Annotated in this window: 12 protein-coding genes; 1 reads left to right on the forward strand and 11 read right to left on the reverse strand. The window is 65.6% G+C overall.

Annotated features, from left to right (window positions below; genetic code table 11):
- Nucleotides 1–18: 18 nt before the first annotated feature.
- From ACN5W5_RS01165 to ACN5W5_RS01185, 5 genes are all read right to left on the reverse strand, one after another.
- On the reverse strand, nt 19–1815 hold the full coding sequence (locus ACN5W5_RS01165; RefSeq protein WP_420046776.1) for a GDSL-type esterase/lipase family protein: 1797 nt from the start codon (nt 1813–1815) through the stop codon (nt 19–21).
- Between the two features lie 145 nt (nt 1816–1960).
- Nucleotides 1961–2890: an AEC family transporter gene (locus tag ACN5W5_RS01170; protein ID WP_420047417.1), complete on the reverse strand. Its 930-nt coding sequence runs from the start codon at nt 2888–2890 to the stop codon at nt 1961–1963.
- A 44-nt stretch (nt 2891–2934) separates the two neighbouring features.
- The gene (locus ACN5W5_RS01175; RefSeq protein ID WP_420046777.1) at nt 2935–3363 is read right to left on the reverse strand and encodes a DUF1850 domain-containing protein; all 429 of its coding nucleotides are present in this window, start codon (nt 3361–3363) and stop codon (nt 2935–2937) included.
- A 4-nt stretch (nt 3364–3367) separates the two neighbouring features.
- Complete coding sequence (locus ACN5W5_RS01180; protein WP_420046778.1) at nt 3368–5413, reverse strand: TRAP transporter permease; 2046 nt, start codon at nt 5411–5413, stop codon at nt 3368–3370.
- Between the two features lie 88 nt (nt 5414–5501).
- Nucleotides 5502–6461, reverse strand: coding sequence for a TAXI family TRAP transporter solute-binding subunit (locus tag ACN5W5_RS01185; RefSeq protein WP_420046779.1), 960 nt, complete (start codon nt 6459–6461; stop codon nt 5502–5504).
- Nucleotides 6462–6615: 154 nt separating this feature from the next.
- Between ACN5W5_RS01185 and xerD the strand changes: the two genes are divergently transcribed.
- Complete coding sequence (xerD, locus tag ACN5W5_RS01190; protein ID WP_420046780.1) at nt 6616–7578, forward strand: site-specific tyrosine recombinase XerD; 963 nt, start codon at nt 6616–6618, stop codon at nt 7576–7578.
- A gap of 120 nt (nt 7579–7698) precedes the next feature.
- Here the strand turns inward: xerD and ACN5W5_RS01195 are convergent, their stop codons facing one another.
- From ACN5W5_RS01195 to dbpA, 6 genes are all read right to left on the reverse strand, one after another.
- The gene (locus ACN5W5_RS01195) at nt 7699–8562 is read right to left on the reverse strand and encodes a PA4780 family RIO1-like protein kinase (protein ID WP_420046781.1); all 864 of its coding nucleotides are present in this window, start codon (nt 8560–8562) and stop codon (nt 7699–7701) included.
- A gap of 28 nt (nt 8563–8590) precedes the next feature.
- Nucleotides 8591–8842: a hypothetical protein gene (locus ACN5W5_RS01200; RefSeq protein WP_177138146.1), complete on the reverse strand. Its 252-nt coding sequence runs from the start codon at nt 8840–8842 to the stop codon at nt 8591–8593.
- 72 nt (nt 8843–8914) lie between these two features.
- Complete coding sequence (locus tag ACN5W5_RS01205) at nt 8915–10360, reverse strand: phospholipase D-like domain-containing protein (RefSeq protein WP_420046782.1); 1446 nt, start codon at nt 10358–10360, stop codon at nt 8915–8917.
- Between the two features lie 86 nt (nt 10361–10446).
- Nucleotides 10447–11031 (reverse strand): DUF1439 domain-containing protein, encoded by a 585-nt coding sequence (locus tag ACN5W5_RS01210; RefSeq protein WP_420046783.1) that lies wholly within the window; start codon nt 11029–11031, stop codon nt 10447–10449.
- A 6-nt stretch (nt 11032–11037) separates the two neighbouring features.
- Nucleotides 11038–11295 (reverse strand): DUF3297 family protein, encoded by a 258-nt coding sequence (locus tag ACN5W5_RS01215; RefSeq protein WP_420046784.1) that lies wholly within the window; start codon nt 11293–11295, stop codon nt 11038–11040.
- Between the two features lie 51 nt (nt 11296–11346).
- On the reverse strand, nt 11347–12768 hold the full coding sequence (dbpA, locus tag ACN5W5_RS01220; protein WP_420046785.1) for an ATP-dependent RNA helicase DbpA: 1422 nt from the start codon (nt 12766–12768) through the stop codon (nt 11347–11349).
- Nucleotides 12769–12917 lie beyond the last annotated feature (149 nt).

Raw genomic sequence — 12917 nt, forward strand, 5'->3', positions numbered from 1 at the left:
TTCGGTCAGCCCATGGGATCAGAACAGGAGGTTGGCCAGCAGGCTGACGCGCTGCGTGTCCTTTGTTTTTTGCAGGTCGGCGGCGTAGGAGGCGGAAAAATTCAGGGACTTTGAAACGCCCAGGGAGGCATTCACGCCAGCCAGCGTGCTGCGGAATTTTGCCCGTTCAATCGTTTCACGCTGTGGCACACCCGGTTGATTGGCTTCCGTCATGGAAATGCTCAAGGCGCTGCGGTACAGCGATTCCGTGTGACTGAACCCGCCGCTGAAGGTCAGGGTTTTTCCGTTCTGGAGGTGAAGCGGCGCGAACTGCACATCGAACCCGATGCCCGAGAAGACGTCTCTGGCGCGAGAAGCACTGTATGAGACGTCCGAGGTGTAGAGCGACTGGGATACATAAGGTTTGAGCTGGTGGGTCTGGCTGGAGAAGGAGGCCCATGGCGTGAAGCTCATCCACTCGTTACCCATCGGGCGGCGAATCTTTTGTTCGAAAGACCATGTATTACCGACGCTGGTATTGGCGAACGACCGATCCAGCAATTCGTCGCGTGCGTTGTTCTCGACGCGCAATGTCAGGTTGGAAAGCTGGGTCGTGAAAAGGAAACTGGAAACGGGCTGGTGCCAGTAAAAAGTGGATCCTTTTGAGCTGTAGCGCTGCAAAAGCCGGTCGGTGCTGTGCAGTGGCTGGGCATTGTCGTTTTGCGTGATCGCAAAACCGTAGCGACCGTTCTTTTTGAAGAGGCTGTTGCTGGCGGTGAAGTCGAGGGCCACGCCGGTCGGTACGGTCGCGTTGGCGTGAGGGTCATTGAGCGTCGCAAACCGGTTGCTTGCCACCGAGCGACGATCTGTAGCGCTGGTCTGACCGATCGGGATCAGGTTGAATCCGGCGGCTGTGGGTGTGCCGCGCAGGTTGAATGCCAGGATGCCACTGTCGACTTCCGCCCCAAGGCGCTGGGCCGACTCAGCGCCGGCCGCCATCGTGTTCGACCATTCCCAGCCGCGCGTCAGGTAGTGTTCGTACACGCGCGCGATGATGGTTTGACCGCGGGTGCCGAAATGGGTGGTGTCGTGAAACAGGGCGTCAACCGCCGACCGGCTGGCATCCGGCGTGGAAACGTTGTTGAATCCGAAGGCTTGGGGATTGGCAAAAATGCGTTCGAAAGCCGTGTACATGTCCACGGCAACGATGTTGGGATTGCTGTTGGCAATCCCCGCGATATACGCATTCCAGGCGACCACCTGATCATGGGTTGAATCTGCAACGCCGGGATTCTTGCTCCAGTCGTGCAGCTGGGTCAGGAAGAGGCGCCGGTTTTCATTGGCGGCGCCCATGGCTTTCAGTCGGTTCACACCGTCGGTGAGACCAAACTTGGCATGGGCCAAGTCGTCGCGTGCGCCGTTCTTGTTGATGTCGTTGTGGCCCAGGTAGACGATGGTCAGGTCGGTGTCGCCCACTTTGTCCTGACCGCGCAAGGTCATGGTGTCGAGTTGTCGGTTGAACTCCCGGTGACCCGCGTACCCAGCCCGTGCGCCCCCGATGGCGTAGTTCAGTGTCACATCGGTAGGGATCCGTGCACCGAGTTCCCTCACCCAGTTGCCCGTGCGTTGCGAGTTGGTGAAGGCAATGTCGCTGTAACTGTCACCAAAAACCCGCAATGTGCCAATGTGGGGTTGCGTAGCCCCCGCGCTCGTGGCGATCTTGAAGGGGTTGGGTGCGACGGAGCCGCCGCTGCTGGCACAACCCATGAGGCTGATCGCCGCAACCACCGAAGCTGTGAGGGGCGCAAGGTGGCCAAAGGGGGCGGGGAAAGACATGCTGAATCCTCGATGACAGGTTGCCGATCACGACGGCTTGAACAAGGCAGGTGGGGGCCGATCGGGCCCCAAAAATCTTTTGAATTCTGCCACAGGCGGTTGTGCTTCCTATCGAAAACCAGGGTGTTGTCCAGGCGTTGGCCAGTCAGAGATTCCCGAATACCTGAAATTTTGAAAGAAAGCCCAGTGCAAACGGCAAACTCACCATCCCCAGCAGGGTGGACAGTGTGACCAGCCCGGCCACATACGGTCCGTTGTAGCCCATGCGGGCGGCCAGCACGTAGCAGCTGGACGCGGTGGGCACGGCGGAGAACATCAGCAGGACCGTGGTTTGTGTGGCATCGAGCTGGAACAGGCGGGACAGGCCCAGCGCCATGAGCGGCATGCCCAGGTGTTTGACGGCCAGCACCGCCACCCCCAGCGTCTTGGCCGCGTGCAGCGAACCGAGCTGCATGCCTGCACCGGCCGCCATCAGGCCGAGCGCCAGCGAGGCCTGGCCGATGCGGCTCACCGTGGGTTCCAGCCAGACCGGGATATGGAAGCCCAGCAGGCTGGCCATCAGGCCCGAAGCGGTGCCGATGATCAGGGGGTTGCGCAGCAGTTCGCCCACAAAGTGCTTCTGTGCATGGCGGGCCATGGGCCACACGGCACCCACATTGAACAGCGGCACACACACGCCGATGATCACGGCGATCAGCTGCAGGCCCTGCGGACCGGCCACTTTGTCGGCCAGGGCCAGGGCGATGAAGGAGTTGAAGCGAAAGCCGATCTGTGCGCTGGCGGCGTGCAGCCGCACGTCCAGGCGCTTGCCGAGCCAGGGCCAGTGCGGCAGCGAATACGAGAGTGCGATGCCCAGCAGGCCGAGTGTGAAGCCGGCGGCCATGAGGCTGGAGGTGACCCCCAGGTCCAGCGGGCTTTTCACAATGGACTGGAACAGCAGCACGGGAAACAGGAAGTAGTAGACCAGGCTCTCGATGGGCTCCCAGACCTTGCGGTCGAGTGCGGTGAAACGGCACAACAGGTAGCCGATCAGGATGAGCGAAAAGTCGGGGAAGAGCAGCTGGGCAAAGTTCACCGGCGCGAGCATACCTTGGGCTTTGCCGTCAGCGTGTCACCGGGTCATCGTGCTGTGGCGGGCGGTTGAACGCAGGGCGTGAGCAGGGTGACGCCACCATCCGACGGCAGCCATTGGCCCAGCGGCACGCATTGGCCGCCCACGCACCAGGCGTAGTCGGCGGTGTACGGCGAGCGCGTGAGCCGCAAGCCCTGTGGCGACCACATGTGGGGGGTGTATTCGTACCAGCCGTTGCGCAGCACCGCGTCGTCGGGTGGCTCCATACCGGCGGCAGAGCCGCGCACACGCGCCCCCAATGCCCGCAGCACCGGGGGCTGTCCGGCGGTGGTCGACGCGACCACGGCGTAGTCTTCCTCCCAGCGCACCTTTTCGATCGAATGCGTCCAGGCCAGCGTGAAGCGCTCGACCGGCACGAACACCGGCGGCGTTGCCGCCGATGCCGCCAGGGCCAGACAGACGCCGAACACGGGCATGGGGTCAGCGCACGGCGCCCAGGGCGCGTTGCTGGCGGGTGCGCCAGGCGTGCCAGAGCGCAAACAGCGCCACCGCGCCCAGGCCAATCTCATCGGTGAGCGGCAGCGCGACGATGAGGAAGCTGGCCGAGGCAATCGCCACGATGCGCTCCGCCCAGTTCAGCGGTCCGAGCAGGAACCCGATGGCGCCAGCGCCCCACATGGCGATGGCCACCAGCGCCTTGAACACGATCCAGGTGGTGTCCAGCCAGTCACCGCTTTGCAGCATGAGCGCCGGGCTGTAGACCGCCATGAACGGCACGATGAAGCCCGCGATGGCCACACGGATCGCCTGCATGCTGATCTTCAGGCCGCTCTCGCGCGCGATCGGCGCGGCGGCGAAGCAGGCCAGCGCCACCGGGGGCGTGAGGTCGGCCATGATGCCGAAATAGAAAACGAACATGTGCGAGACGATCAGCGGCACGCCCAGCTCCAGCAGCACGGGTGCGGCCAGTGAACTGGTGATGATGTAGTTGGGGATGGTGGGAATGCCCATGCCCAGCACCAGGCAGGTGACCATGGTCAGCAGCAGCGCCAGGAACAGGCTCTCCCGACCGATGGCGATGATGTGGCCGCCCAGTTCGGCGGCCACGCCGGTGAGGTTGATGACACCGATGATCACGCCCACCAGGGCGCAGGCAATCGCCACGGGCAACGCATGGCGTGCGCCGTCCACCAGCGCCTTCACCGCCAGCGCGCGTGCATCGCCTCCGGTGCGCAGGATGAAGGTCAAGGCGATCAGCAAGGCGCTCACCACGAAGAAGGTACCGACGCCGAACTGGAAGAAGCCGGCGCAGGCGAAGCCCAGCAGCACCCAGGCCAGGCCGCGCAGAGCGGGGGCCTTGACCCCGCTGATCACCGCGGCCCCGAAGATCAGGATCACGGTCAGGCCCAGCCCCACCGAGCCGGAGAACAGTGGTGTGTAGCCCGAGAAGAGCAGGGCCACCAGGCCGACCAGCGGCAGCAGCAGGTACCAGCGTTCGCGCACCGCCGTCCAGGGGTTGGGGCATTCGTCCTTGGGCAGGCCGATCAGGCCCTTGCGCCCGGCTTCGAGGTGCACCATCCAGAACGCGGTGACGAAATACAGGATGGCGGGGATCAGCGCCGCCTTCACGATGTCGATATAGGGCACGTTGATGGTCTCGGCCATGATGAAGGCCACGGCGCCCATCACCGGCGGCATGATCTGTCCGCCCATGCTGGCGGTGGCTTCCACGCCACCCGCAAAAGCCGGGCTGTAGCCAAAGCGCTTCATCAGCGGGATGGTGAACTGCCCGGTGGTGACCACGTTGGCCACACCCGAGCCGTTGATGGTGCCCATCAGGCCCGACGAGATCACCGACACCTTGGCCGGGCCACCACGCGTGTGGCCGACCGTGCCCATGGCGAAGTCGTTGAACAGGCGGATCATGCCGGCCTGTTCCAGGAAGGCGCCGAACAGGATGAACAGGAAGATGTAGGTGGACGACACATAGGTGGGCGTTCCGTACAGGCCTTCGGTGCCGAAGCCCAGTGTGCTCACCACCTGGTCCATGCCGTAGCCACGGTGGGCCAGCACGCCCGGCAGGTGCTGGCCAAACAGGGCGTAGAGCAGGAACGTCAGACACACCAGCGGCAGACCCCATCCCATGACGCGGCGCGCGGCCTCGAACACCAGCGCGATCAGCAGCACGCCCACCACCCAGTCGGCTTGCGTGAGCTCGCCGGCCCGCAGCGTCAGATCGGCCTCGAACACCCACTGGTACAGGCCGGTGGCGAACCCCGCCAGGCCCAGCAACCAGCCCAGGCCGCGCCAGTGACCGGAGCGCCCGTCCATGGGCGGGAACAGCGCGAAGATCATCAGCAGCACAAAGCCGACGTGGATGGCCCGGATCACCTGGCTGGAGAGCGGATGAAACGAGGCCATCCAGAGTTGGTAGGCCGAGAAGGCAATCGCGACCCAGAAGATGGCGCCGGTCAGGTGATCGCCGTGGCCCATTTGGCCGTCGTCGGTGCTGTTGTTGTCGTTCATGGAATCCTCGGCTGGCAGAAATGGAAACGGCCCCGGGACGGGGCCGCATCACGACGGGGAGTGCCGGCAGGCTTGCCCGCGGGCCCGGTTACTTGATCAGGCCCACTTCCTTGTAGTAGCGCTCGGCACCGGGGTGCAGCGGCACGGGCATGCCCTTGATGGCGTTCTCGCGCTTGATGTTCTTGGCCGCGTTGTGGGCGGCGTAGAGCGTGTCGATGTTGTCGTACATGGCCTTGGCCATGCGGTAGGCCACGTCGTCGGACACCCCGTTGTGGGTCACGAGGAAGTTGGGGATGGCCGCGGTGGCCACGGCCTCGGTCTGGCCGCCGTAGGTGTTGGCCGGGATCATGGCCGCCTGGTAGGCCGGGTCACCGACCTTGTCCACCACATCGGCGGGCACCGGGATCACCACGATCTTCACCGCCGTGGCCAAGTCGCGGATGGACGCGACGCCCAGGCCGGCGGACTGCAGCGTGGCGTCCAACTGGCGGTTCTTCATCAGTTCGACCGACTCGCCGAACGGCAGGTATTCGACCTTGGCCAGATCGCCATAGCCCAGGCCGGCGGCCTTGAAGATGGCGCGCGCGTTGAGCTCGGTACCCGATTTGGCGGCGCCCACCGAAACCCGCTTGCCCTTGAGGTCGGCCAGGGTCTTGATGCCCGAGTCGGCGCTGGCGACGATCTGGATGTAGTTGTTGTAGGTGGCGGAGAGGCCGCGCAGCTTGTCCAGCTTCTTCGGGAAGCCCGCTTCGGCGTCGCCCTTCCAGGCGTTGGACAGCGCGTCGGCCAGCGTGAGCGCAAGCTCGCCACGACCGGCCTGCAGCAGGTTGAGGTTTTCGGCCGAGGCCTTGGTGACCTGCGCGGTGGCGCGGGCGTTGGGGATGTCCTTGGCGAAGATCTGCGACAGCGCCACACCCATGGGGTAGTACACGCCGCTCTGGCCGCCGGTGAGCACGTTGATGAACTGCTGTTGCTGCGCGACCGCAGCACCCGATACGATGGCCGCTGCCACGCTCAAGCCCAGACCGATCTTGTGAATCAAACGCATGGATGTGTCTCCTGTGGTTGGGATGAAATCAAAAGGGCAGAATACCCCAATTCGATAGCAGGCTCCCCCCGGTAAACGCTTACCAGCGGGGGCGGGTTTTCCCCGACGCGGCCTGTGCCGCGCGCGACAGCAACCGTGGTTTTTCAACGTTCCCATGCCTGCTCGACGACCTTCGCACCTTCCTGCCGACCCTCTCGCCGCTGCATCGCCGCTGCTGCTCGCCAGCCAGGCGAGCGCCGAGCAATTTGCCGACGCGCTCTGGCTCGAAGAGGGGCTTTCGCGCAACACGCTCGACGCTTACCGACGCGACCTCACGCTGTTCGGGCAGTGGCTGGTGCAGCGCGACCGAGGCCTGCTGCAGGCCAGCGAAAGCGACATCAACGCCTACTTCGCCGAACGCCACGCCCAGACCCGTGCCACCACCGCCAACCGGCGGCTCACGGTGTTCAAGCGCTACTACCGCTGGGCGCTGCGCGAACGCCTCATCACCGCCGACCCCACGCTGCGCCTGATGGCCGCGCGCCAGCCGATGCGGGTGCCCAAGACCATGAGCGAGGCGCAGGTGGAAGCCCTGCTCAATGCGCCCGACACCGGCACACCGCTGGGTCAACGCAACCGCGCCATGCTGGAACTGATGTACGCGAGCGGCCTGCGCGTGAGCGAGCTGGTGAAGCTCAAGACCTTTCATGTGGGCATGAACGAGCACGTGCTGCGCATCACCGGCAAGGGCAACAAGGAGCGGCTGGTGCCGTTCGGCCAGATTGCGGGGCAGTGGCTGCAGGTCTGGCTCGGGCAGGGGCGGCGCGAGGTGCTGGGCGGATTGCAGAGCGACGACCTGTTCGTCACCTCGCGCGGCTCGCGCGCGGGTGAGGCCATGACGCGCGCCATGTTCTGGCAGCTGGTGAAGAAATACGCGCTGGTCGCCGGCATCACCTCGCCGCTTTCGCCGCACACCCTGCGCCATGCCTTCGCCACGCACCTGCTCAACCACGGCGCCGACCTGCGCGCGGTGCAGATGCTGCTGGGCCACGCCGACATTTCCACCACCACCATCTACACGCATGTGGCGCGGGAGCGGCTCAAGAGCATAGTGGCGCAGCACCACCCGCGCGGTTGATACGGCTTCGCCTTCAAACGCATAACGGCGTTGGTTCGCCTAGCCGTGCTGCAGCACTGTCTGCGGCTCCCGCCTTGTTCTGCGCTTGAATGCAAACCCGTATGAGTCAAAAAGCGCAGCTCACTGCGCCATGCGCAGTCGACGTGCCGCGTCTTCATCGCGCGCGTCGTCGATCTCGCGCATCACGCTGGCCAGGTCCACTTCGGCGTGGGACGGCGTGTAGCGCCCGGTGAGCAGCGTGTCGTTGCTCAGCAGGCCACGCTGGTACAGGCTCCAGATCTCGGGACCGTACCGGGTGGCCAGCAGCTCGGGCGCAAACTGGCCAAAGAAGTCGCGCAGGTTGGCCACGTCGCGCAGCAGCATGCGCGGTGCGTGGTTGTTGCCGGCGGCGTCCACCGCCTGCGGCAGGTCGATGATCACGGGGAAGTCCTCACCGTCCGCTTCGCCCGAATGCGCGAGCAGGATGTTGAATTCCGACAGATCGCCGTGCACCACGCCCGCGCACAGCATGCGCACCACCTCGGCCACCAGGGTGGTGTGGTGCTGGCGCGCCTGACCCGGGGTGAAACGCACATCGTTCAGGCGCGGGGCGGCGTCGCCATGGGCGTCGGTCACCAGCTCCATCAGCAGCACGCCGTCACAGAAGTTGTAGGGCTGCGGCACGCGCACGCCGGCCGCGGCCAGGCGGTACAGCGCATCCACTTCGGCGCTTTGCCAGGCCGCCTCCTGCGCCTCGCGGCCGAACTTCGTGCCCTTGGCCATGGCGCGGGCCTGGCGCGAGTTCTTGACCTTGCGGTTTTCGGTGTAGTCCACCGCCTGGCGAAAGCTGCGGTTGTTGGCTTCTTTGTAGATCTTGGCGCAGCGCGTCTCGTCGCCGCAGCGCACCACAAACACCATGGCTTCCTTCCCGCTCATGAGCTGGCGCACCACGGAGTCGATCAGACCTTCTTCGATCAGCGCCTGCAGGCGGGGCGGCGCCTTCATTCGGACCCGCGTCCGTTGCGGGAAGCGCTCACTTGGGCGCCAGCGACCAGCCGGCGCGCTGGTTCGTCTTGTCGTTGGTGTAGTGCCAGTGGGCGCCGCAGCGGTCGCAGAAATAGCCGGTGATCGTCACCTGCACATCGCCGCGCAGTTCCTTGCGGTGGTTGCCCTGCTGCAGCTCGGCATGGCCGGGTGCGCCGCGCCAGTTGCGCTGGATGCCCTGGCAGGGTTCGCACAGCGGCGAGGGTTCGATGGGGCTGGTGGCGTCTGGTGCTGGATTCATGGCTTTAGGGGGGGCGTGCGATCACGCGGGTTCAGGAAGGAGATTGTGCGCCCAGCGACTGGTGTGCTGTGGTTACATCAGGAAGTCGAGCAGGCTGGCGATCGGGGCGATGGCGCGCATCTTGAACAAGGTGTCCTCATCGGCGTCTTTCACCAGGGCATTCAGCCCGCCCGCGTTGGCCCCACCCACCACCGCGCGGGACTGCGCGATACGCAGGCGCATGTTGTGTTGCAGGGTCTCGGCGAGGAAGCGGTTGTTGCGGCAGACCACCATCAGCTCCGAATTCAGGTTGGCCGAGCGGGGATCGATGTTGTAGGTGCCGACGACGACCGTGTGGTCATCGAAGACCGCGCGTTTGGCGTGCACGCCCCAGCGCGGCGAAGCGGAAGGTCGCTCGCTGCCCGCCAGCGCCTGCCCGCCATAGGCCCAGACTTCCAGCTTCGGCAGGGACAGGCGATCCAGCGAATTCGCCAGACTGGCCACGGTGTAGAACGCGTCGGTGGAATACAGGCTGTTCGTCAAAATCTGTAGCCTGACGCCGCGTTGCGCCACCTGCTGCAACACCGCGAGGCCGTCGTCGCGCAAGACCAGGTAGGGGCTCTCCACCATGATCTGCTGGCGCGCCTCCTTGGCCAGCCGGGTGAGCTCCAGAAACACCTTGCGCCGCTCCACGCCCGAGCCCGGGTAGTCGGTGACGAAGTGCATGTCGTTGCAGGTGCTCAACGCGTGCTGGGGCTGGTGGCGCTGCAGTTCGGCGGCCAGCGCGACTTCAGCGGGGGATGGCAGGCCCAGCAGTTCCGGGCCCGGCACGGACGGCGATGCGGTCACGTCGATGGGGTTCGTCACCCAGTCCGATGCCCAGTACAGCTCGAAGCTGTCCGTGATGCCCGAGACCACCGGGCCATCGATGTACATGTCGCTGTCGAGGAAGTTGTAGCGTTCCGAGAGGTCGAAATAGTCGTCGGCGATGTTGCGCCCGCCGATGATGGCCTTCTGGCGGTCCACCACCAGCAGCTTGCGGTGGGTGCGGTGGTTCGAGGCGAAGAACCGGGCCAGGCCCGCGGTGTTGTAGTAACGCACCTCCACGCCAGCGGCCTCCAGCGCCTGGGCGTAGTGCGGCGCGAGCTTGAAGACCGGCAGCGCGAAGTCCACCAGCAGGCGCACCTTGATGCCTTCGCGTGCCTTGCGCGCCAGGGCCTGCGTCACCAGCCGGCTCGCGGTGTCGACCTCGTAGATGAAAAATTCCAGCTCGATGGACTCTTTGGCTTCTTCAATGAGCCGCATGCGTGTGGCCAGCGAGTCAAAGCCCACGTCGAGCAGGGCCACCGTGTGGGGCTCGCGCGAGCGCACGTCGATGGCGGGGTGTGTGGGGGCCTTGCCCAGCCACTGCCGTTCGCTCGCTTCCTGGATGCCCAGGAAACCGAGGTAGAGCAGCACGGGCAGGCCCACGAAGATGCCCACGAGGCTCCAGACCAGGACTTTCGCGGCGCGCCAGAGGGTCCATCGGCTCCCACTCATGCTGTGTTCCCTGTCATCGTTTGAATGCCGTGTGCGGGCGCAGTATCGCACCCGTCGCCAGCGGCGAAGTGCCGACCGGCCGGGGCCTACAGCGGTTTGGTGACCAGTTCGACCGCCAGGCCCTGACCGGTCACGGTGATGCGGCCCGGGCGCAGACCCAGCAGGTCGGCCATCGCCGTTTCCTGGGCGTTCAACTGGTACAGCACCACTTCGCGCAGGGACTGTTCGGCCAGCGCCGGCGCGTAGGTGTTGAGCAGCTCCGCTGCGTCGGCCGGCAGGCCGGGGAAACGCATGCGGTACACCTTGAGCTGGTGGGCTCGCAAGGTTCGATCGCTGTGCTCGTAGCGCAGCGCGAAATCGACGGTGAAAGTGCCCGGCTGGCTGCGCTGCAGGATCGGGCCGGCCGCGTTCACCGCCATCTCGGCGCGCAGCCGGTTCGAGGCCGGCAGCAAGCCCAGCTGGGGCACCGCCAGGTCTAGGTTCACCAGCCCGGCCACCGGGTAACGCAGCGGGAACCGTTTGGCCACCTCGCTCTGCAGCACATCGAGCGGCACGTTCAGGCGGGGCGGCGAGGCGGGCGCCGCGTCCGGTGAAGGCGCGGCCTGTGCCCGTGCCGCGCCGATCCAGGGCAGCAGCGGTATCCAGGCGGTCAGCAAGACGCGGCGGTGCATGGCGGTTTACTTGTAGAACACCTCGACCTTGCCCTTGAGCTGGATCAGCAGGGGCTGTCCTTTGCGGTCCACCGTCTTGGTGGAGGGTACTTTGACCCAACCTTCGCTGATGCAGTATTCGGCCACGTCGAAGCGCTCCTTGTGATTGAAGCGGATGCCGATGTCGTGTTCGAACACGGCGGCCACGTGGTGCGGGCTGCGTGGGTCGATGGAGAGGCGGTCGGGCAGGGCGGGTTGGGCCGGTTGGGTGTTCGTGTCGTTCATGGGGCTATTTTCGGGGAGTTCTGGGGGGCGGCAGGCAGCGGTCCGGTGGCATCAATCGGTCAGCACCCGCACCTTCACGCTCTTGCCCTTGATGCGGCCATCGTTCAATCGGCTGGCGACCTGCTCGGCGATGGCGCGGTCCACCGCGACGTAGGTGGACCAGTCGTTGACGTTGATCTTGCCGACCTGTTCGCGTGTGTAGCCAAGGTCGGCGGTGAGCGCGCCCAGCACGTCGCCGGGGCGGATCTTCTCCTTGCGCCCGCCCTGGATGTGCAGCGTGACCATCGGTGGCACGAGCGGGCCTTTGCCGGTGGGCACCAGTTCGGCCAGTTCGTGCCACTCGGATTCGCGGCCCTGCAGCTGCTCGATCTTGCCCACGCTGCCCATCTCGTTCATGCTGGCCAGGTTCAGCGCCAGGCCGCTTTCGCCGGCGCGGCCGGTGCGGCCGATGCGGTGGATGTGCACCTCGGCATCGGGCGTCACGTCCACGTTGATCACGGCGGCCAGGCTCGCGATGTCGAGCCCGCGCGCGGCCACGTCGGTGGCCACCAGCACCGAGCAGCTCTTGTTGGCAAAGCGCACCAGCACCTGATCGCGCTCACGCTGCTCCAGTTCACCGAAGAGCGCCAGTGCGCTCATGCCTTGCGCCTGCAGCACGGCCACGAGATCGCGGCACTGCGCCTTGGTGTTGCAGAACGCGAGCGTGCTGGCCGGGCGGAAGTGCAGCAGGAGCTGGCTCACCGCATGCAGGCGCTCACTGTCTTTCACCTGGTACCAGCGCTGTTCAATCTGGCCACCGGCGTGCTGCGCCTCCACCGTCACCGTGACGGGATCGCGCATGAACTGCGCGGCCAGCTTGGCGATGCCTTCCGGGTAGGTGGCGGAGAACAGCAGGGTCTGGCGATCTTTCGGGCACTGGCGCGCGACCTTCACGATGTCGTCGAAGAAACCCATGTCGAGCATGCGGTCGGCTTCGTCGAGCACCAGGGTGTTGAGCGCGTCGAGTTGCAGGCTCTGGCGCTCCAGGTGGTCCATGATGCGGCCGGGTGTGCCGACCACGATGTGTGCACCATGCTCCAGCGTGGCCAGCTGCCCGCGCAGCGGCACACCGCCGCACAGCGTGACGACCTTGATGTTGTCTTCGGCGCGCGCCAGGCGGCGGATTTCGGTGGTCACCTGGTCGGCCAGTTCGCGCGTGGGGCAGAGCACCAGGGTCTGCACGGCGAAGCGGCGCGGGTTCAGGTTGGCCAGCAGGGTCAGGGCAAAAGCGGCGGTCTTGCCGCTGCCGGTCTTGGCCTGGGCAATGATGTCCTTGCCCAGCAGAGCGGCCGGCAGACTGGCGGCCTGGATGGCCGTCATGCTCAGGTAGCCGAGCTGCTGCAGGTTGGCCAGCATGGCCGGTGTGAGCGGTAACTGGCTGAAATCGGCAGCGGAGGCCGCGGCGGGGGAAGTGTTCGGGGAAGCGGTGGTCATCCCCGATTATCGGCGTACCGTGCGGGCGAACGGTATGGGTTCTTCATGGGACCGGAGTGCCACCGGTAACGCATGAAGCGGTCCAGCCCAGGGCACTGCGGAACCGGCTTTGCCGGGCCGCCAGTGCCGCCCCCTGGAGGGGGTCGCGC

Source organism: Hydrogenophaga sp. ZJX-1 (assembly GCF_048590325.1).
Classification (GTDB): domain Bacteria; phylum Pseudomonadota; class Gammaproteobacteria; order Burkholderiales; family Burkholderiaceae_C; genus Hydrogenophaga.